At 50.1% G+C, this 22,621-nt stretch carries 10 protein-coding genes; 5 read left to right on the plus strand and 5 right to left on the minus strand.

Annotated elements, in window-relative coordinates; all coding sequences use genetic code 11:
• The 4 genes from ACFOET_RS11765 to ACFOET_RS11780 form a co-directional block, all read right to left on the minus strand.
• A partial coding sequence (locus ACFOET_RS11765) for a CshA/CshB family fibrillar adhesin-related protein (protein WP_379022829.1) occupies positions 1-4,825 on the minus strand: 4,825 nt, incomplete at its 3' end.
• A gap of 334 nt (positions 4,826-5,159) precedes the next feature.
• Positions 5,160-5,804 (minus strand): response regulator, encoded by a 645-nt coding sequence (locus ACFOET_RS11770; RefSeq protein WP_379022831.1) that lies wholly within the window; start codon positions 5,802-5,804, stop codon positions 5,160-5,162.
• A 192-nt stretch (positions 5,805-5,996) separates the two neighbouring features.
• A complete protein-coding gene (locus tag ACFOET_RS11775) occupies positions 5,997-6,407 on the minus strand; it encodes a hypothetical protein (RefSeq protein ID WP_379022833.1) in 411 nt (136 codons plus the stop codon).
• 448 nt (positions 6,408-6,855) lie between these two features.
• Positions 6,856-8,634, minus strand: a complete 1,779-nt coding sequence (locus ACFOET_RS11780) for an aminopeptidase P family protein (protein WP_379022835.1) — start codon at positions 8,632-8,634, stop codon at positions 6,856-6,858.
• 139 nt (positions 8,635-8,773) lie between these two features.
• On the opposite strand from ACFOET_RS11780, the gene ACFOET_RS11785 reads away from it, so the two are divergent.
• Complete coding sequence (locus ACFOET_RS11785; RefSeq protein WP_379022837.1) at positions 8,774-9,499, plus strand: hypothetical protein; 726 nt, start codon at positions 8,774-8,776, stop codon at positions 9,497-9,499.
• On the opposite strand, the gene ACFOET_RS11790 is transcribed toward ACFOET_RS11785, so the two are convergent.
• Positions 9,496-11,022 carry a GH3 family domain-containing protein gene (locus tag ACFOET_RS11790; RefSeq protein ID WP_379022839.1) on the minus strand — a complete coding sequence of 509 codons (1,527 nt, stop codon included), beginning with the start codon at positions 11,020-11,022 and terminating at the stop codon, positions 9,496-9,498. The two genes, ACFOET_RS11785 and ACFOET_RS11790, sit on opposite strands and share 4 nt — an antisense overlap.
• 102 nt (positions 11,023-11,124) lie before the next feature.
• Between ACFOET_RS11790 and dacB the strand changes: the two genes are divergently transcribed.
• The 4 genes from dacB to sov all read left to right on the plus strand — a co-directional run bounded on the left by dacB (position 11,125) and on the right by sov (position 22,616).
• Positions 11,125-12,537: a D-alanyl-D-alanine carboxypeptidase/D-alanyl-D-alanine endopeptidase gene (gene dacB / locus ACFOET_RS11795; RefSeq protein ID WP_379022841.1), complete on the plus strand. Its 1,413-nt coding sequence runs from the start codon at positions 11,125-11,127 to the stop codon at positions 12,535-12,537.
• A gap of 90 nt (positions 12,538-12,627) precedes the next feature.
• The gene (locus ACFOET_RS11800; RefSeq protein WP_379022843.1) at positions 12,628-14,922 is read left to right on the plus strand and encodes an NADP-dependent malic enzyme; all 2,295 of its coding nucleotides are present in this window, start codon (positions 12,628-12,630) and stop codon (positions 14,920-14,922) included.
• 9 nt (positions 14,923-14,931) lie between these two features.
• Positions 14,932-15,513, plus strand: a complete 582-nt coding sequence (ruvA, locus tag ACFOET_RS11805; RefSeq protein ID WP_379022845.1) for a Holliday junction branch migration protein RuvA — start codon at positions 14,932-14,934, stop codon at positions 15,511-15,513.
• 53 nt (positions 15,514-15,566) lie between these two features.
• Positions 15,567-22,616: a T9SS outer membrane translocon Sov/SprA gene (sov, locus tag ACFOET_RS11810; RefSeq protein WP_379022847.1), complete on the plus strand. Its 7,050-nt coding sequence runs from the start codon at positions 15,567-15,569 to the stop codon at positions 22,614-22,616.
• Positions 22,617-22,621: the final 5 nt, after the last annotated feature.

Consider the following 22,621-nt stretch of genomic DNA (forward strand, 5'->3'; position numbering starts at 1 on the left):
CGTCTTCCATATCATCCAGCACCGGAGACGCCGTAATACTCAATGTCACCGGCGTCCGGGTCGTGCTCTCACATATTCCGTTATCCGCTGCTGCAAAATAGGTAATCGTACCGACCGCATCCAAACTGGGGTCCGCCACCACGTTTCCGCCCACCGGCGCGTCATACCAAACCAATTGTGCGCTGCCCGGAACAACGGCCGTAGCGGTCAATTTATCCGCAAGATCAGATATGCAAGCCTGTTGGTTTCCGCCGCTGGTCGGTGCCGCCGGCGCTTCGTTGATCGTCAGCTCAAAGCTGCGCTCTGCGGAACAAACTTGGGTGCTTTCCGGTAAAAATTGATAGGCTGTGCTAAAATCGGATAATAGCCAATTTTTACTGCTGCCCTGAAAAGTTTCTACCGCGATCAATATGGCAATATTGCCCGCAAGTACATCGGAGACAGGAACAACACCTGATACGGTAGGGGTCATCATAGCATTTGCGGGGAAGCTAGCCGTCGTTGCAACTTGATATAGTATCTGGTTAGTCGCTTTGTTGAATATCGCTAGCCTTCCAGAATAGCCATTCGCATTTCCCGGACCCTGGTTAGTTACGGTTACCTGTGCGTTAATATTTATTTCGGTTCCAAAGCAGTCCGCGGTACTGCCGACCGACAAATCACCTACAACACCCAAGTATGTTTGCGACCCGGTGCCCACGGGTGTGCCTGGGTTATTATACAAAATTTGCTGACTGGCCGTTCCTTGGAAGAACGCCGGGTCTACGATGCCGGGATACTGGAAATGAGTATTGTCGTTAAACAGGTCATTAATAACATAGCTGGTATTCGGCCCTACAGTTAAGCTGCCTTGGCAATTAGCAGCTGCCTCACTTTGATCAAAAATATAGATTGTAGAAGTGCCCGGCGTGCTGATCAAGTCTCCCGCAAGGTACTTGGTCCCTCCCCCGTTCGGCGCGGTATAATACGCCTCATTTCCACTAAGGTATTGGCCTGCAATAGTCGGCAACTCCAACGGCCCGCAGGAAGACGCATTTAGTACCTCGTCCAATATTGGTGTCGCCGTTACATTCAAAGTCACCGGAGCCCGCGAAGTGCTGATGCACGTCCCATCATCCGCTGCCGCGTAATAAGTAATCGTTCCAACTGTGCTCAAACTCGGATCTGCCACCACATTGCCTCCGGTTGGCGCGTCATACCAAACCAGGTTTGTACCTGCTGGGGCTGTAGCTGCGGCTGTTAATTGTCCGCCGTTCAGATCGGCCAAGCAAGCTTGCAGGTTACCGCCACTTATCGGAGCCGGTACGTCGCAAGGATTGGTGCACATGAGTGTTGGATCGGCCGCGTCGGTCGTTTCCGGATCATTGCTGTACACCGTGAGATTTCCTGTCCGGATGGTTGCTTGATTCGTATAACAGCTGTTGTAGCTGGCGTTGTCGGCTATCTTCACCGATACTCGGAAGGTAAGCGGCTCCCCATTGGTCTGCGGGATTGGATTTACCGTGATACCCGAGATCCGCAGCGTATTTCCCGAGATACTGACTGTTCCGCCGCCGGGTGAGGCGGGGTTGACCGATGCGTTCACCCAGCCCAGATCTGTCGATGTGAGCACGTCCTCGAAATCATAAGTCACCGGCAACGACTGGCTGTTGTAGATACTAAACTCAAATTCTACCACGTCTCCCGGCTTTGCTCCGCCAGCGGGCATGATTACCCTTTTGTCCATTCGGGTGGGGTAACATGCCGTCGCATCGAAACTAGGGTATGGCGTAACGGCGCTCAAATTAACCATCATCCTATTAACCGGATTATAACGGTAAAGGCGCCCGCCACCTTGGGCCGGTGTGCCACCATTTGCCCAAAAATAGACCCGTCCCTGCACGTCGTTCCAGGCACCGCCCGAGGCCCAACCTGCCATCGGTGCCGAACCTGCGGCGGGCGTAATCAACGTCTGTGTGCCATTTGCCGGGTTGATTTGAACGACATAAGCTCCCTGGACGCCATAGAGCATACCATCATAGGGCGAAAAGGCCAAGTCGGACATGGATGCATAGTTCTGCGACAGCCTTACCAAACTGTACTTCATAGTGGTCAGATTGACTTTTACCAAAAAGGTTACTGACGCATTATTGGTCAAGACGGTTGAGTACCATGTATTGTCCAATCCGACCACTCCTACTGCCAGATTAACTCGAGCCCCATTTGGATTGGTGGCAGCCGCATTGGTCCATGTGGCCATCCGTTGCGCCTCTGTTGCATTCAGCGGTGTCGGGACAGGTAGGCGGGTTACTTTACCTGTCCCATCAATCCGCACCATATCGGCGGGATTCAACTGAGCGGAAGTTCCCGAAACCACACCGTAAATGAGGTTATCTTCAAAATTGTAACCCAGCCCATTATAAAGATCCGGAATCGAAAATGTCATTCGAGCATGGATCTGATTTGGATCTTCCGGGTTTACGACCAGCAGTTCGGATGCGGTCGCTCCCGCCACTGCGGTAGCCAAATAAGCCGAACCATTACAGTCGAAGGGGACCGGGCAGCTACTGCTCAGGGTAATACCGGCAGACCGCGCCGTCTTGCATCCACTGCCCAATATAGCTTCCACGGTAAATACACCAAGCTGTCCCGTTCGGGGCTGATAAGTAGGTTCCGTCGCGCCGAGGATCGGTTGTCCGTCCATGTACCACCGATAGCTTACCCATGCCGGATCGGGATTCTGCACCTCGAAAATGGCGTTTGGCAGACAGGCGGCAGCGGGGTTTTGCAGTCCAACCACCGGCGGATTGTATACCATCTTGAAGCCGTCAAAAACCAGGTAGGATTGACCAGCCGGACCCGAATAGGCCACCATGTAAATCCTGTCATAGATCTCCGTTGAGGTGAACGTAAAGCTGTATTCCTGCCACGTTGGGTTGGTTGATGATAAGGCATTATTGATGAGCGGCGAATCGCCCAACGGATGCGCCCTGTTGAAGTCCGGCTCACCCGGCTTTACGCCGTAAAATCGGAAAAAACCGGAAGCGGTATATGGGCTGGCAACCAAATAGCCGGCAGAAAAAGTAAAGGTATACGTTCCTGCTTGTAGCGGTGCAACTAACGTATTTTGGAAATCCTCAAGACCTTGGTTAGGCGCACCGCCATGCATCCCTGCCCAAGCTACACCATCCGACCCGGCCGGTAAATTGGTACTCGCGGGCCAACTTGCGGCAGGACGAGGAGATACACATCCTTTTGCGGGGTCGTTGACCATCAACTGCCCCCCTGTGCCACTCGGAGCCGGTTGGCTGGTTTTCCAACCGGTTACATAGGCTATGGTCCCAGCCACGCTTAAGTTTGGACATTGTGTATAATCCTCCAAACTGCCATTAGCAAAATAATTCACATATGGATTACAGGCCGGATCATCGCAATCGGCCAGGCCGTTGCCATCGTCGTCTATGCCGTTTCCGCAGATTTCGACTGGTTCATCGATCATTAACAGGTAATCCTCTGTTTCTCCGTTATCCACGGATCCACTTGGATTAGCCACAGTTAAATTCGGCGAGGTTGATATTCTGAATCGAGCGAAAGTTGGGCCTGCTGTCAAGCCACTTAGTCCTGTCCAATTGAGTGTTGCAGTGGTTGCGCCATTTGCCACCGTAGCGGCAGCACCTTCCGATTCCTCGAATGTGCCGTTCTTATTGAAGTCTATCCAACCTACCAGGTACGCCGGTGATCCACTTGAATTTTCTACAATCGCCTCGATGCTGTACGACGTAGCGTTTGTGAGAAGCGGTTCAAAAACAATTCCATCCTCATCATCCTGCCCATCTAAATTGTCCGCATCGGCATTGGTACCTAAATTGGTAAAGGTTGAAGGGTCAAAATCACCAGGTAGCGCGCCCAATTTTGGCGTACTGGCCGGAGCTACCGTGCCTGGCGAGATTAACTGGCCTCCTGCTGGAGGGGCTGCAAAATAAACCGTGTTGCCTGTGCCCGAACCCGGATTGGTCCCGCCTGTTATTGATGGGGTAATGATGTGAGAAGCGAGACCATAACTCGCCGGTGCGTCTCCGCGCTCGGAATACACCATTACACCTAAAGCCATCGCAGTTACACCACCGCCATTAATAATAGCGTCGATTGTTAGGGGGTTTGTTACGGTTGTTCCTACTTTTTGACTATATAAAAGTGCGACATTATAGAGACCAGCTAAACGCGCCGTTTGGTTATTGTCGTAAAACGTAATCTGACGATCAGTTGTATTATCATACACACCTACTTCCAACAGTCGCCAGGGTTCACCATTCGTTGTCCCTTGCGTAAATTCGTTACTAGGTGATACCAAATCTCTCTCGCCATTACCAAAGACGAGCCCTATATCAGCGGGCTGTCCATTGAAGGTAGCGTAAGCGCTCAGCCGGAAAGAAACCTGCGCGCCAAATGTGTAATTCGCTATAGCGTTCGTTAGGGTATTGGCTCCGTCCGTACCTCCAATGTTATAAAGATCGTCCATTCGGTCAACGGCCCCAGGCCTGTACCCTACAATTCGGTCGTTAAGTTGATCAATAACGACTGTTACATCTACGCCATTAGCCGTAAACTGATAAGTTCTGGTCTGCCCGGCTGCCATATCCAAACCAGCAAAATCAAACCAGTAAATGCTATTCCGATACTTACCAGCTCCACCTGTAGCCTGCTTCATCTGCGTTTGGGCAAATACTTGGGCGGCTAGTATTGACAGTCCCAACACAAGCAGCGAAATAATCAATAGCTTAACACGCCCAAGGATTAAACCGAACTTACCTAATAAAAATGCTAAAGGAGTAATGATGCTATTCATGCTTTTCACAGTTTGCAATAAAAAGTTACTCACTCCCTACAGTTGAGGAAGTGCTCGGATGTTGTCGCGATGTAGGGTCAAGTTTGGGAAACCTGGTAGATATTCTTCATAGGATTTTTAACTTTAGTACCTGGAACTGATAGATATCTTCATGGATTACAAGATGTAAAAACGACTGTGCATAACACTGCAATCCTTCAGCAATCAAAAATATCCCCAATTAGCTATCGGTGTCAATCGTATTTTTTCGATAAATTCATAGTAATTTTTCGAGGTTAGCATAGTAAAAGTTCTATGCCTACCTTCCGCTGACGTGTCGAGCGGCGAATGACCATTACTTCTTTTCCACGGCTGACATTGTGGCCTTGGCAATCAATTCAGAGACATTTTGCACAGCCAATTTTGCATAGATATTGCTTTTGTAGGTCCCAACAGTAGAAGTATGAAGGTTTAATTCGTTTGCAATTTCGCTGACACCTTTCCCCGCTATCAGAAGCTGGCAAACCTCCGTTTCTCGGTCGGATAATTTCGCTAGTGGGTTTTCCAACTGTTCCACGGTGCCCGACCGATGGTCAAGCAGGTAATCGCGCATTTCAGAGCTTAAGTATTTTCGTCCTTTACATACCGTATCCATTGCTTCCCTAAAGTCCTCTTCATCTCCATCTTTCTGTAAATAGCCGTCGGCACCGGCGTTTATATAGCGCAATGCGTACAGCTTTTCATCGTCTGCAGAAAAGATTAACACCCGGGTATACGGGCGCTTCATTTTTAACTGCTTGACGACTTGAAAACGATTTCCCCTGAGCAGATTGACATCAAGTATAATCACATCAGGAGACACCGCATTTAAAAGTGCTGTAAGCTCAGGCATATCCTTGGCGTAATATATCTGTGACTCAGGCATCCACTCGCAAATCATGTATTTCAAACCAAGGCGTGTAGCACTATGGCCATCAGCAATAACAACATGTAACGGCATAGAAAACGGTAGTATTTCACAGTAAAATGTTTGGGATCGGCTAACCTATCAGTATAGCACTATCCTATTAGTATCTGCGAATAAAGATATCGCGATATGGCCATAAAAAAAGCATTTACTGGCAACAAAAGCGAATGGTTCTTGCAAGAAACTGATAATCAGAAGGAATATTTATAACCTCTTAAAGGCAATTTACCAAATGAACCCAAGCCCAGCGTTTCTTTGATTCGGCCACTCCAGGACGCCCGAGAACCGGCAATTGGCTGCCGTACACCGGCGGCACACGCCACGCACCCAGCGCCAAACCTCACCGCAACATAGACGGGTCAGCTGGCTATCAGGGTGCTGTCGCCCTGCGGTCAGGGTGCTGCAAACACCCGGCTGATAGCCAGCCGACAGCAGGCAGGTCGCCAAGCCACGCGCAGCAGTCCCGGAGCGGTCAGGCAGCGGATGCGCAGGCCTATGGCCGCCTGCCCCATTTCCAGAAATAGCAATCTTTGTCTTCATAGCGGGCAGCGTAAGCACGGTAGTACCCGGCGGCGACCCGCCGCAAATTATCTTTCGTTTCAAATTGAAGGTAGGCGAATCAATGTTTTCCGGCATAGCTTTTTGTCGGCATCGGGCGGACTCGGGATGATAGTTTTTCGTTCATATCGCTTTTAAGGATAAGCGGCCAGCGTTTCAACTGAACGAGCTGGAATATAACGAAGGAACATTAAAGCAGGGGCGGTACGGCGTTTAGTTTAGCTACTTTACTCTGAGCAGACATATTTTCTACAATTTAAACCGCGTAATTATGAAAGCGGAATAGGCGTTTTAACATTTTTTAACAGGATCAATAAATATTTACTTTTATATTTGTCGCAGCACTTAACCGATAAGGGAACGATTATCCCTGATAATCTGATAGCAACATTGTCTATATCCCGTTAGTAATTCGGAAAGAAAGAAAAGAACACAGGCTGTAGCCTTCAAGATTTTGGTTTGTTTTAATAGGTAGGAAGACGCCGATGACCACCCCGGTCATCGGCTCTTCCATTTTTTAACGCTACTATATTGCTGCTGTTTTTCTAGCCAGCCACTCGCGCTCGCCGTCGTCCATCCGTGGCGATAATGCTTCAAAAACGCTGCTGTGATAATCATTGAGCCAGTCAATGTGTTTCGCATCCAGCAATGATTTATCAATCAAAGCAGTATCTATATAACAAAGCGTCATAGTTTCAAATGCAATGAATGTACCGAACAACGAATCTCGGTGATCGATGCTGAGCACCAGGTTTTCAATGCGGATACCATATTTGCCCTCACGGTATAGTCCGGGTTCAATAGACGTAATCATTCCGGTTTCAATTGGGACATCGATAGCCGCCCCATTGAAGGTGTGGGGGCCTTCATGTACATTAAGGAAAAAACCGATGCCATGGCCTGTGCCATGCCCGTAGTTGCGCAGGTTGTCCCACAACGGCTTGCGGGTGATGGCATCCACCTGATAGCCACGTGTGCCCTTCGGAAACACAGCCGTACTGCCTTCGATCATCGCTTTCAACACCAACGTATAGTCTGTCCGTTCAGCATCCGTGATATTTCCCAGCGATACCACGCGGGTGATGTCTGTTGTGCCCGTTAGGTATTGTCCGCCCGAATCGACCAACAACAATCCTTCGGGCTGCAATTGGCTATCACTGTTGGGGGTAGCTTTGTAGTGCGGGAGTGCTCCATGTGCCCGATATCCAGCGATGGTGTCGAAGCTTTCCCCCACAAACCCTTCCTGGGTTGATCGGAATTGTCGTAATTTTTCGGCGAGAGAAATTTCCGTAATATTTTCATTGGGCAGCGTCTCTTCGAGCCATTTAAAAAAACGGGTGAGCGCCACACCGTCTTTGACCATGGTCTCGCGCATATGCCGGATCTCTACCGGATTCTTTACGGCTTTAAATTGCGTGGTAGGATTGGTCCGCTCGATGATTGATGCAGAGCGGCTCGCCAAGTGATAAAGCGTGAAACAGGTGCGTTTAGGATCTATGAGTAGTGTTTTTCCTTTCGGAAAGTTTCCCAAAGTTTCCTCCACGTTCTTGTAATCGGCCAGGACTACACCGGCAGCGGTCAACCTCGCCTTATCTGCATCCGTCAGTTTCTTGCGGTTAATAAATAAGGTAGCGGTGTCCGCAGTAATCAACGCAAACCCCAAAACCACCGGATTGCAGGCTACATCGCTGCCCCGGATATTGAATAGCCAAGCCAGGTCGTCAAGCGAGGAAATCAGATGCCCATTCGCCCTATTGCGTTTCATTTCCTCGCGGAGGCGCTGTAATTTGTCCGCTGTAGAAGCGCCCGTCGTTGTCTCGTCCAGCAAATATGCCGTGGCCGTGGGTAACGCCGGACGGTCTGGCCACAGCGGGCTAAGCAAATCAACGTCGCTATTGATGCGCATTCCGCCGGGCAACAGCTTGTCTTGCACCCCTTTTGCAAACATCACTGATGCCAGCTTGCCATCAAAAGCCACCGAAGCACCTTCAGGTAAATTTTCGGCGAGCCAGTCGGCATATTCTGGAGCTGTCTGCACCTTCAACTTCACCAGTCTGTACCCGCTTCCGGCCAATTGTTCCTCTGCTTGAACAAAATACCGCGAATCTGTCCACAGACCCGCAAAGTCCTGGGTCACTGCCAAAGTGCCCGCAGATCCAGTGAATCCAGAGGCCCACGCGATACACTTATAATGATCGGGCAAATACTCACTGATGTGAGGGTCTGAAGAAGGGATGATATAAGCGTCGATACGATGCTCAGCCATCAACCCGCGGAGGGCTGCCAACTTTTCGATGTGTGTCATAGTCTCTTTGTTTTTGCAGGAGCGCAAGTTACAAAACTTTCTTTTCTGCTGTTCAACCGCGTCCGGCAACGCGCAGTACATATGTTGCACTTGTTACATTTACATAAAAACTATTTTCACAAAACGCTGTATCTTCTATATGCATCTATTATTCGCTGTGTTGTTTTCACCTCAGTTTTTTAAGCAAGATACCATCGCACAAGACCTGTTATCCTTCGGCACCAACAAAGTCATTCCAAGCGCGATTCAAAAGCAAGCGCTGATCGCATTGTCCCATTATCCAGAGTTAAAGAATGCCAATATTCAGTTTATTTTCAAGCCGGGACTGAAAGGCTCCATCATGGCCGCGAGGCCGGTGATTGGGTCGTTATTCAAAAGACGAGACAAGCGCTCCTACCAGATTCTGATCAATCCGGTCTTTAAGCTGGAACATGCGATTGAACCGATACGTCAAATACCAGACAGTGTGATGATCGGCTGGCTTGGCCATGAACTTGGCCACATTATGGACTATGAGCGCAGAAGCGTTTGGAGTTTGATGGGCTTCGGGATTTCTTATTGGCTGTCGAAAAAGTTCGTACGAAAAGCCGAACGCGCCGCCGATTCGTTTGCCATAAACGGCGGAATGGTAGACTACCTGTTGGCGACCAAAGCCTTTATTCTGGATCATGCCGACCTGCCCCAGGCTTATAAAGATAAAATTGCCGCTTTATACCTTTCTCCAGACGAAATTATGGAGCTGGTTACCGAATTGGAGGGTGAAGACCAGGAGAAACAGGGTGAACTGGTTGCCGAAGAAGAGGAGGTAATGCGCGAGGTCGAAGAAGAGCTGAAGAAGTTGCCACCGGAAAGAGGCAGCAGTTAGACATAGGCCAGCTTTCCGATGAATGCTTCGAATTCCTTGAAGTCTTCTTCGCCCATCACACGCGGTATCTTCGTCTGGCCGCCCATCTTTTTGGTCTCACGGCTCCATTGGTAAAAATAGTCTGCCGGTACGACCTCCACCGCTATCCCTTTCAGCGCCTTACTGCGAGCAACTTTGTAATTCTTGTTACTCTCAGCTAGCTCGTTATCCAAGAATTCGGTGACCGCGGCCTGTTCGAGCGTCTTGTTCGTGCCAAGGTACCATTTGTTGATGTAGTCTTCTCCCTTCCGGATCGCCGCGACAGTAAATTCCAGCACCTCAGCATCAAATCGCTCGCCCAGCTTTTTCATTGCGGCGTTCATCTGGTGTACCGAAAGCTGTTCGCCGACTACGTTGAGGAAGTGTTTTGTGCGGCCGGTGATGATGACTTCTGCACGATCCACATCGGTAATCATCACGGTATCGCCGATCATGTATCGCCACGCACCAGCTACGGTTGAAATAAGCAGCACATACTGCACATTGGGCTGGGTATCCGCCAAAGTCAACACTTTGGCGTCTTGCCTGACGCATCCGTGTTCATCCATGTTTTCCGCTGTAAATGGCACGAATTCGAAGAATACGCCGTTGTCCACAATCAACGCCATGGCTTGGGTGTCCGGCCGTTTCTGGGTGGCAAGGTATCCTTCAGACGCCAAGTACGTATCGATAAAGATGAGCGGCTTGCTGGCCAGCGCTTCAAAGCTTTTCCGGTAGGGCTCAAATGCCACACCACCTGATGTATACACCTGCAGGTTTGGCCAGATATCATGGATGCTATCTACTTGGTTATAACGGAGAATTTCTTTGATCAACAGCTCGGACCACGACGGAATGCCGGTCATACTGCCGATATCCCATTTCGGTGCTTGCTTGGCGATTTTACGTACCCGTTCATCCCAGCTCTGGAGTGCGGCGATCCGCGAGCCTGGCTTATAGAACCGCCTGAACCACATCGGAATGTTGGCCGCGCTGATGCCACTGATCTCCCCCTCCAAAAATTCACCATTGGGTTTCAAAGCCGTACTGCTTCCCAGCATCATGATCTGCTTTTCGAAAAAATCGCCGGGAAGATCAAAATTCTTGAGGCTCAGGATCTGCTGGATGCCTGACCGCTTGATCGCATCGAGCATATCATCGGTAACCGGTATTGCCTTGCTGTTGCTGGTGGTACCGCTGCTCAGCGCAAAATAACGCTGTCCGCCCGGCCAGGTAACGTTGTGATAACCTTCGCGGACATATCGCCACCATTCGGCGTATAGTTTGTCATAATCGTATATCGGAACCGCTTGCTGAAAGGCTTTGACAGGGTCAGAACTGGCCAGAATCGCTTCAAAACCGTAGGTCTTTCCAAATACCGTATATTTTGCTTTATCCAACAAATGTCGTAGCACCTTCAACTGAGCGTCCACCGGAGAGGGGTCGTCATGAATATATCCCGTTACATCTATTGCTCGTTTAATTAGTTCACCGAAAATTGCCATCGTTGGTCCTATTGTTGTGAAGAAAACAGCGCAACTGTATTTTTGTTGGTCACATCCCCTACTTTTTAGTTAATTTAGCGTTTCGAAACAACAGATACTACCATGCTGAGACTTCTATTTGTTCTGCTAGCCATATCCCTTCAACCGGCAGCTGCTCAACCATTAACACAAAAAATTGCTGCTGCTTACCGAGTTTTTGAAAGCCACGAAAGCCTTGCCAATGGAATGGCCTCGTTGGTCGTGATCAATGCAAATTCGGGCGGTCTTGTCTTCGCCAAAAATGAAAAACTGGGGATGGCACCGGCCTCCACGTTAAAAACCGTCACGTCGGCCGCTGCTTATCATGTCCTCGGCATGGACCATACATTTGAAACCACGTTAGGATACACCGGAAAAATAGACGCCTCGGGCACCTTGAAGGGCGATATCTTCATACGCGGCACGGGAGATCCGTCCCTGGGCAGCGACCGGTTCCCGCACACCATAGATACCCTCTTGCTTGCCTCTTGGATAAAGGCGATACAGCACGCCGGCATCCGCAAGATTGAAGGAACGGTTGTCGCAGATGACAGGCTATACAACGGGCAGATGGCACCCCGCGGATGGACATGGCAGGATATGGGCAACTATTATGGTGCCGGCGTATCGGCGCTCAACTGGAGGGAAAACGCGGTAGGTGTCAATTTCCTCCCTGGCAATGCTCCCGAAAAACCTACCGATGTTGTCAACACCACCGCAGACATCAGTTACCTTCGCTTGGTCAATGAGACGAAGACAGGAAACCGCGGCACAGGCGATCGGGTATATGCCTTTGCAGCACCTTATTCTTCGCGCATCTATCTCCGTGGCACCTATGGTATCGACCTGAGAAAGACAATCTACCTCGCCTTGCCCGACGGTGCTTACGACGCCGCCTACCAACTGCACCGTGCTTTGGAACGCGCCGGCATCCAACAGACCAATACACCGACCACCGCACACTTATTGCTACTTGCCGGAAGCGAAGTACCCAGTGGCGGCACCTTATTGCTCACTCACCGATCACCTAAGCTTGGCGAACTGGTTTACTGGTTCAACCAAAAAAGCATCAACTTATATGGCGAAGCATTGCTCAAGGCCATGGCATACAAACAAGAAGGCAAGACAGACACCCGCGATGCTGCGGAACTGCTGCGCGACTTTTGGGCGGGAAAAGCCGGCATCGAACCGGGTGAACTTAAAATTATGGACGGCAGCGGCCTTTCGCCCGAGAACCGGGTGACCACCAACGCTCTTGCTCGAATCCTGGTCTCGGCGAAGAAAGAACCGTGGTTTGCAAGTTTTTTTGAGAGCCTCCCCACCTACAACGGCATGAAGATGAAAAGTGGGACTATTGGCGGTGTACTGGGATATGCCGGATACCAAACCGCTAGCGACGGAACTCCACTTGTTTTTGCATTGTTAGTGAATAATTACCAAGGGCCGGCAACCCCGATGCGGCAACGCATGTTCCGGTTGTTGGACACGCTTAAATAAGCAATACGCTTGATCTTTGTTCTTTTCATCTTTCTTCATCATAAAGTATTACCTTTGCACCGCATTGCTGCTGCAAAAACCACTTGAGAAATGAGTAAAACGAATCGTAAGCAAGATGCCTTGGACTACCATGCTAACGGAAGGCCGGGCAAAATTGCAGTTGTACCAACAAAACCGACACATTCACAGCGCGATTTATCATTGGCTTACTCACCGGGAGTGGCCGAACCGTGCCTACAAATTGCTGAAAACAAAGAGTATGCGTATAAATATACAGCAAAAGGCAATCTGGTAGCCGTCATCAGCAACGGCACAGCGGTGTTGGGACTCGGAGATATCGGTCCGGAGGCCAGCAAACCGGTCATGGAAGGCAAGGGTTTGCTTTTTAAAATTTTTGCAGACATTGATGTATTTGACATCGAGTTGGACACCAAAAATGTCGATGAGTTTGTACGGATTGTCAAATGCCTCGAACCCACCTTCGGAGGAGTTAACCTGGAAGATATTAAGGCCCCTGAGTGCTTTGAAATCGAACGAAGGTTAAAAGAAGAGTTGAACATCCCTGTGATGCATGACGACCAGCATGGAACGGCCATCATATCGGGTGCCGCACTTGTTAACGCATGCACACTGCAGAAAAAGAAACTGGAAAAGGTAAAGATCGTCGTCAACGGCGCCGGTGCTGCCGCTATCTCGTGTACGCGGATGTACGTGGCGTTGGGCGCCCGAAAGGAAAACATCGTTATGCTGGATAGCAAGGGATGTATCCGCCATGACCGCCCCAATCTCGACGCCACCAAAGCCGAGTTTGCCACCGATCAACCCATAGAAACCCTGGAAGAAGCGCTGAAAGGTGCCGACGTATTCATTGGCCTTTCCATCGCGGATGTCGTAACACCGGAAATGCTCATGAGCATGGCGAAAAATCCCATCGTATTTGCTATGGCCAATCCTGATCCGGAGATAGCCTATCCGCTGGCCATAAAAACACGCAAAGACGTCATCATGGCTACCGGGCGTTCGGATTATCCCAATCAGGTCAATAATGTTTTGGGGTTTCCCTACATTTTCCGCGGGGCATTGGATGTACGTGCCACTGCGATTAACGAGGAGATGAAAATTGCCGCGGTAAAGGCAATCGCCGAGCTTGCTAAAAAGCCCGTTCCTGAAGCCGTGAACCAAGCATACAATACACAGAACCTAAAATTTGGACCAACGTATATCATTCCTAAGCCAACCGATCCGCGGCTGATCACCGAAGTGGCGCCAGCGGTTGCAAGAGCGGCAATCGATTCGGGGGTAGCACGAAAGGAGATTGCAGACTGGGAGAAATATGCAGAAGAATTGCGTCACCGCTTAGGACAGGACGATCGCATAATGCGTGACCTGACTGAGGCGGCTAAGCTGAATCCAAAACGTGTGGTGTTTGCTGAAGCGGACAATTACAAGACACTTCGCGCAGCTCAGATTGTCAAAGAAGAAGGAGTGGCCATTCCAATATTGTTGGGTAACAAAAAGAAAATACAGCAACTAATTGACGAAAACCTACTGGAATTGCACGATGTGTCTATCATTGACCCTTTAGAGGAAAATGGGAGCGAACGTTTCCAGAACTATGTCAATTTCTTATATGCCAAACGCCAGCGACGGGGAATTTCTTTTTTAGATGCTCGGAAGTTGATGCTGGACAGAAATTATTTTGGGGCTAGCATGGTTCAGTTCGGTGAAGCCGACACGCTCATTTCCGGCATGACCAAAAACTATGCGACCACGATCAGACCGGCTTTGCACGTTATCGGCACTCAGCCGGGAAGCAAGATTGCCGGCATGTACATGATGCTGACCGCCAAAGGCCCCGTATTCTTCGGTGATACCACCGTCAATGCGAACCCTTCCGTAGAGGAATTGGTGGATATCACGCTGCTACTGCACAACGCGGTTAAGAAAATGAACATATCCCCGCGTATTTCACTCCTTTCCTATTCTAACTTCGGATCGAACGACGGCGATGTTCCGATAAAGGTACGTGAAGCGGTGCGTATCCTTCATAAGCACCATCCTGATATTCTCGTTGATGGTGAAATGCAGGCTAACTTCGCGATGAACAGCGACTTGCTCGCTTCGAACTTTCCGTTCAGCACATTGAACGGAAGTCCGGCTAACACGCTGGTGTTTCCGAACCTTGAGTCTGGTAATATCGCTTACAAGCTACTCCAAGAGATCGGCAATGCAGAAGCTGTCGGACCAATACTACTGGGCATGAACAAGCCAGTACATGTGCTGCAATTGGATAGTTCGGTTCGTGAAATTGTCAACATGGTTACCATTGCAGTGGTTGATGTGCAATCAAGGGAGACAGAAACCTTCGGTCGCAAAAAGAAGTGATATACAGCCATGTATGAGTACCTGAACGGCAGATTAGTTTTCAAGGCGCCTACACACGTTGTGCTTGATGTAGGCGGCATCGGTTATCGTATACACATTTCGTTGCATACCTATTCGCAAATTCAGGACAACGAGCCATGCAAGCTGTACGTCAGCTTCCAGGTTAAAGAAGATGCGCATACACTATATGGATTTGCTGAAGAAGGTGAACGTCGTCTGTTCGAGCACCTGATTTCGGTGTCGGGGATTGGCCCTAACACTGGCAGGATGATACTCTCATCGATTACGCCGGACGAAATCCAGTCGGCTATCATCAACGGAAACGTGCCGATGATACAGCGTATCAAGGGTATCGGTCCCAAAACAGCCCAACGCTTAGTGCTGGAACTGCAAGACAAGCTCAAAAAGCAAGGACCGGATTCGCTCATCAGTATCCAGAGACAGCAAAGCGTACCTGAGGAGGCGCTTACTGCGTTAGTCATGCTGGGATTTGTACGTGTCCAAGCGGAAAAAGTACTGACTGCCATCTCACAGGCGAACCCCGATCTGACCGTGGAAGCGCTCATTAAAGAAGCCCTTAAAAAACTATGATGAATTTTATATAAATTGGCTCCGGGATTAATCTGCTATTAAGTCTACCTAGTTTGAAAAGCACAATAACGTTTCGCCTATTTTTGCTCCTCTTGCCTTTTTTTCCGGCTATTGCAGGCACTCTTGCCGCGCAGACGCCCGCTGATTCGGTGAAGCGCGATAGCGTAAAGCTCCGGTATCCGCTAAAAGACTTACCTTTTCTCAATCTATATCAGAAAAAGGGTGCACTCGATTTAGGCCTTCCTTCAAACATCGACCGCGAGGTTATTTTCGATCCACTGACCAGGCAGTATATCATCCGAGAAAAATTGGGGAGCCGCTTATACCGTCCTCCCCAATACATGACCATCGATGAGTATCAGCAGTACGAAAGCAACCTGTTAAAGCGAAATTATTGGCGGGAACTTTCGGACAAGCAACTATCCGATTACCGGCAAGATCGGCTGATACCGACTATTTATGTGCAGAGTGAGGCTTTTGAAAAGATTTTCGGCGGAAATACCATTGATATCATCCCCCGCGGGAGTGCTGACGTCAGCATAATGGCGCAGCATAACAAGAATGCTAACCCCATGTTCAATGAACGGCAACGCCGGCAGTGGGGTTTCGACTTTGACCAGCGTATACAGATGAATTTGACCGGCCAGATCGGCGAAAGACTTAAGCTGACCACTAACTACAATACAGAAGCTCAATTTGACTTTGAAAACCAAATCCGCCTCGACTACACCGGCAAAGACGACGACATCATTAAACGGATTGAACTGGGCAATGTGAGCATGCCGCTCAACACTACCTTGATCAGTGGCACCCAAGCCCTGTTCGGGTTAAAGACCCAGCTCCAATTCGGGCGGTTGAATGTGACGGGGATCTTCTCCCAACAACGTTCGCAACAACGGGAAATCACCATTAAGAATGGGGCGCAGGAAAGCGAATTTGCATTAAAGGCAGACGAGTATGAAGACAACCAGCACTATTTTCTGGCGCAATATTTCAGGGAGAACTTCAACCGCGCCATGTCCCTGGCACCGATTCTCACAACGGATGTAAACATCACGCAGATTGAAGTCTGGATCAGCAACCGCAGCAATTCGGTGAATGATTCCAGGGACGTACTGGCGCTAATGGATCTGGGGGAATACGCGCCTTACAATACGGCGCAAATTACCCCTGGTAGCTCCCGCTATCCCTCTACGGGCATTCCGGGCGAACTGAGCCCTCAGGTGTCTAATAACCTGATGCAGCAACTCACTATATTCGACAACACGTTTAGGGAAACGCAATCTAATGCCATACAGCGGTTTTTTGCGGCAACCGGCCGCAACGATAACTACGCCAAACTCACCTATGCCCGTAAGCTCCGCGAAGGCACAGAATACACAGTAAACCGGCGGCTGGGCTTTATCTCGCTCAACATGCCGCTAAACAATGACCAAGTGTTGGCCGTGGCTTATCGGTATACCGCCGGCGGACGGGAATACCAAGTGGGCGAATTTTCTACCGATGTGCCCGTAACGCCGTCGCAACCCACCATGCTGGTAGCCAAGCTGCTGAAAAATGAAATCCTGAAAACCAATCTGCCTATATGGGATCTGATGATGAAAAACATCTATTCGATCGGCGCATATGGTGTAGGCCAGCACAACTTCCGGTTCAACATCTTCCGTATTGAAGATGAAAGCGGCGTGGAACGCCCTGTCATGTACGAAGGACAGCGTACACAAAACAAACTGTGGATACAGCTAACTGGTCTGGACCGCCTCAACCCTCAGAATGCCCAGCAACCCGATGGTTTCTTCGACTTCCTGCCTGGTATTACCATTGACCCCGAGCGCGGACGGGTCATGTTCCCGCTGGTCGAGCCGTTTGGCAGTGACCTCGCCAGCCAATTTGTGCCGGGCGCAGAGCAGGCCCTGATAGAGAAATATACGTTTCAAGCATTGTACGACTCTACTAAAGTGCTTGCCCAGCAGTACTTCCCAAACCAAAACCGCTACCTCATTAAAGGTTCTTACGAATCAGAAGTGGGCACGGAATTTCAGTTAGGCGCTATCAATGTGCCGCGCGGATCGGTACAGGTGTTTGCTGGTCCAGCCCCACTTCAGGAAGGCGTGGATTTCATGGTAGACTATGATATCGGCAGGGTGCGTATTCTCAATCAAGCGCTGTTGCAGTCGGGACAGCCGATCCGCATCAAGATGGAAAACAACCAGCTGTTTGGTTTACAGCAGCGAACCATGTTGGGAGGTCGGCTCGACTACCTGGTAAACGACAAGCTGCAACTGGGCGGAACCATCATGAACTTGACTGAGAGGCCCCTTACCCAAAAAGTAAATATCGGAGAAGAACCGATTTCCAACACGATGTGGGGGCTGGATCTCGCGTATAACTCCCCTTCACGGTGGCTTACCCGTATGGTGGACAAAATCCCGTTCCTTGACACCAAAGAGCCGTCATCCATCTCTTTCTATGGAGAGTTTGCGCAGCTATTGCCGGGTCACCCGCGCGCGTTGAATTTCGCCGGCACGCGAAGCGGAATTACCTATATCGACGATTTCGAAAACAGCCGTTCGTTTATCGACATCAAGGGCGCGTTTACGTGGCACCTATCCGGTACGCCGCAGCTCTTCCCCGAATCGCAGCTGATGGACGACCTTCAATATGGTTTTAACCGTGCACGATTGGCGTTCTACAACATCGACCCGATATTTTACCGAAACATCAACCTCACCCCGCAGCACATCCGGAACGACGCCAACGAACTGTCCAACCACCGTGTCCGTGAGGTGCTAGAACAAGAGGTATTCCCCTACCGGGAATCGACCACTGGACTGCCTATCTTCCTCTCTACGCTAGATCTCGCGTTCTACCCTACCGTCCGTGGACCATACAATTATACGACTACCGGCGTCAACCCGGACGGTACATTGGCCAATCCACGCAGCCGGTGGGGCGGCATGTTCCGCAAGATTGATGCGCCCGATTTCGAAGCGCAGAACATTGAGTTTATCGAATTGTGGATGATGGATCCCTTTCTTACAAATCCAGGCTCACAGGGCGGCGACTTGTACTTCAACCTCGGCAACATCTCGGAAGACATCTTAAAAGACGGCCGGAAAGCCATGGAAAATGGCATGTCACCCTCGGGCGACCTCTCCCAGATCGATGAGACCAACTGGGGGCGGGTGCCTCGCCAGCAGCCCGTCATCCAGGCTTTCGACAACGACCCTGTTGCACGTGCCCGACAAGATATCGGATTGGATGGACTGAGCGATGCGGATGAACGGGGATTTCACGGAGACTTCCTGAGCCGGATGCAAGGGTTGCTCACGCCAGCCGCGACACAGGAACTGATGAACGATCCTTCGGGCGACAACTTCCAGTACTTCCGCGGGCCCGAATTAGACAATCAGAATGCCGGAATTCTGAAACGTTATGAGCGGTTCAATGGGCCGGAGGGGAACTCGAAAACACCGGAGCAGTCCGTCGGGGTGGAAACATCGGCGTCCACGCTCCTTCCTGACGGCGAAGACATCAACCGAGACAACAACATGAACGAGGCCGAAGAGTACTATCAATACCGGATCTCGCTCCGTCCACAGGACATGCAGGTGGGTCAGAATTACATCGCAGACATGCACACTGCCCAAGTGAGACTGCCAAACGGAAATACGGAGCAGGTAAAATGGTACCAATTCCGCATTCCACTGGCACAATACCAAGAACGGGTAGGCGATATCCGAGATTTCAAGTCCATCCGCTTTGTCCGAATGTTTATGACAGACTTTGCGGATACTTCAGTGGTACGATTGGGCCAACTGCAGCTTGTACGTGGTGAATGGCGACGATATAATTCAGAAAACACGAATGCTAAGGTAATCGCCGATCCCAGTATGGGCAATGTACCGCTCGATAATTCGGCCCTTGAGGTAGCAGCCGTTAACATCGAGCAAAACGGCAACCGCCAGCCCATACCTTATGTTGTGCCCCCCGGCATCGAACGGCAGCTCGATTGGGGCAACCTGAACAATAATGTGCAGCTTAACGAGCAGTCGCTGTCCCTCGATGTCAAAAATCTCCGCGACGGCTACGGCCGTGCGGCGTACCGAACAGCGACCAATGACTTCAGGGCTTATGGCCGCCTGGAAATGTTTATCCACGCGGAAGGCCCGTATCTGCGAGATGGAGACTTCAGGGCGTTCGTACGCGTTGGAACAGACGACCAATATAACTACTATCAATACGATATACCGCTGAAAATTACCCAACCCGGTACGCGCGACCCTGAATTGATTTGGCCACAGGAAAACCGGATGAACGTACGCATCAGTATATTTCAGGAAGCCAAGGAAGCCCGTAATCGTGCGACGCGGAACGGACAGCCCTGGCCAATTGATGAGCCATTCACCTTTTTCGATGGCGAAAACCGTGTAACCATCGTCGGACAGCCCGACATCAGCAAAGTGCGCTTCTATATGCTGGGGGTAATGAACCCGCTTCGTGGAACGGAAGTAAGCACGCCGGACGACGACGGCCTCGACAAATCCGGCCTCTTTTGGTTCAATGAATTGCGGCTCACCGATTTCGATGATAAGGGCGGTTGGGCGGTAACCGCACGGATGAATGCACAACTGGCCGACTTTGCCAATGTTACGCTCTCTGGAAGCAAAAGCACCATTGGCTTCGGCTCGATCGAACAACGCATTGGCGAGCGCAGCCGAAGTGACGACCTTTATTTCGACGTGGTGACCAATGCCGAGTTGGGCAAGTTCTTTCCGGCCGACTACGGCTTGCGGATTCCATTGTTTTTTAGCTATACACGGCAGGTTGGCACTCCTGAATACAACCCGCTTATGCCTGATATTGAACTTAACAGCGCATTAGCTAACCTATCTCGCAATCGTCGCGATTCACTGCTCCGGGTAACACAGGACTTTACCACCCGCAGGGCTTTTAACCTAACCAACGTCCGTAAAATTCGCACCAACATCGACAAGCCCATGCGCCCTTGGGATGTGGAAAATTTCAGTGCTACATACGCCTATTCACAGCACTACCATCGTGACTACCTCACGGAAGTCGCGCTGCAAAAAAACTATCGTGCGGCGCTGGACTATACCTTTACCAGCAACGATGACCTGACGTTTGAGCCATTCAGAAAATGGATTAAGAATAAGCACTTGGGCATCCTCAGCGATGTTAATTTTAACCTCATGCCTTCGCTGCTCAATTTTCGCATCGATGTAAATCGCATATACAACGAAAATACGCTACGTATAAATAATTCGGCAGATAACTTCCTGCCAGCTATGGGTACGTTGTACAACAAGAATTTCACGATGAACCGTATATATGGCATCAGTTGGAACCTAACCAAGTCGCTGAAGCTTGACTTCAATGCCACAAACTACGCCATTGTTGATGAACCGGATGGACGCATGGACGGCCTCAAACGCGATACGCTCTGGGAAAATTTCTGGCGCTTAGGCCGTACTACGGACTACAACCACATGATGAACATCACCTATACCCTGCCTATCAACAAACTGCCCGGCATGGATTGGGTAAATGTGGATGCGCGCTATGGCGCTCAATTTAACTGGCAAACCGAACCGTTGCTATCCATGCGAAGCGCCGACATCAATATGGGCAACAGTATCCAGAATTCGCGGACCATCCAGGTGAACCCTACGCTTAGTATGGATAGATTATACCGGAAGTTTGCATTCATCCGAAACCACACCGGGTTAGATGCCAGTGGTTCCGCTGCCTTTTTTACCGGGCTGCTTACCAGTATCAAAAACGTCAATGCCGCTTACACGCGGGTGCAAAATACATTCCTGCCTGGCTACACGCCACAGACCAATATCTTTGGCTATGACTTTGACCACAACGCTCCCGGTTGGGGTTTCCTATTCGGTAGCCAGCGTGATATCCGAGCTCGGGCGGCCGCCAATGGCTGGATCACGATGGATACGCTGCAAACTCAGCTTTACATGACATCTTTGACCGAAGATCTGTCCATGCGGGCTATCCTTGAACCCATACGCGACTTGAATATTGAGCTCACTGCGATAAAGCTGAATAACCAGAACTACACCACCTCTTTCCAATATTCGGCGCAAAACAATGCTTTTCAGAGCCGAACACCTGTAACTACCGGCAATTACAGTATTTCATATCTATCTATCGGCACTGCATTTAAAGACCACGAGTCGCTCTTCCGTGCTTTTGAAAACAACCGGCAGGCCGTTTCACAGCGGCTTGGCCAGTTGAACCCAAATTCATCCGGACAGGCCGGAGGCTTTGCTGACGGTTATGACCGCACCGCACAAGATGTGGTTGTCAACGCATTCCTTGCAGCGTACAGGGGCAAGGACGCATCGCGTGTCCGGCTAGGTAGCTTCCCTGAAATTCCGATACCGAACTGGAACGTGACGTACACCGGACTTGGAAGAATCCCGCTATTCAGCGAGTTCCTTACCTCGCTGACGCTCCGGCATGGATACAATTCCCGCTATTCTATCAATGGATATAATTCGCTGATCCGCTACGCGGAGGCCAATGGATGGCCAGCCGAACGAGATGTCAACGAGAATTTCCTGCCAGCATTCCAGTTCCAACAAGTTTCAATCTTCGAACAGTTCATACCACTGATCGGATTTGACGCCCGTTTCAGAAATAACCTAACAGCCAATGCTGAATATCGCCGCGCACGGACGCTCAATCTGAGTCTTCAAAACAGCCAGTTGGCGATGCTCAATGATCAATCGTTTGTATTGGGTGCCGGTTATCGTGCGACAGGTTTTCAGATGCCGTTTGGGTGGTTCAGCAACTTCCGGATGAACAACGACGTCAATTTCCGGCTGGACGTATCATTAAACGACCTTAAAACCCTGGTATACCGCTCGGATATCAACGAATCGGAGGTGTCGGCAGGCAACAAAAGTATATCCTATCGCCCCTCAGTAGACTATGTCATCAACCAGCGGTTCAACATCCGCCTCTTCTTTGACAGCAATTCTGTGCGGCCGTATACGTCACAGACGTTCGCTACGTCGTATGCCAATTTTGGATTTAACCTACGGGTGATGCTGCAATAAAAAAA

It is taken from the genome of Parapedobacter deserti, assembly GCF_042646065.1.
In the GTDB taxonomy this organism is placed as follows: Bacteria; Bacteroidota; Bacteroidia; order Sphingobacteriales; family Sphingobacteriaceae; genus Parapedobacter; species Parapedobacter deserti.

Bases quoted from the DNA above. Each gene is read 5' to 3' on its own strand.
- ACFOET_RS11770 (WP_379022831.1), bottom strand. From the start codon at position 5,804: ATGCCGTTACATGTTGTTATTGCTGATGGCCATAGTGCTACACGCCTT.
- ACFOET_RS11785 (WP_379022837.1), top strand. From the start codon at position 8,774: ATGCATCTATTATTCGCTGTGTTGTTTTCACCTCAGTTTTTTAAGCAA.
- ACFOET_RS11800 (WP_379022843.1), top strand. From the start codon at position 12,628: ATGAGTAAAACGAATCGTAAGCAAGATGCCTTGGACTACCATGCTAAC.
- ACFOET_RS11790 (WP_379022839.1), bottom strand. From the start codon at position 11,022: ATGGCAATTTTCGGTGAACTAATTAAACGAGCAATAGATGTAACGGGA.
- ruvA (WP_379022845.1), top strand. From the start codon at position 14,932: ATGTATGAGTACCTGAACGGCAGATTAGTTTTCAAGGCGCCTACACAC.
- dacB (WP_379022841.1), top strand. From the start codon at position 11,125: ATGCTGAGACTTCTATTTGTTCTGCTAGCCATATCCCTTCAACCGGCA.
- ACFOET_RS11775 (WP_379022833.1), bottom strand. From the start codon at position 6,407: ATGCCGGAAAACATTGATTCGCCTACCTTCAATTTGAAACGAAAGATA.
- ACFOET_RS11780 (WP_379022835.1), bottom strand. From the start codon at position 8,634: ATGACACACATCGAAAAGTTGGCAGCCCTCCGCGGGTTGATGGCTGAG.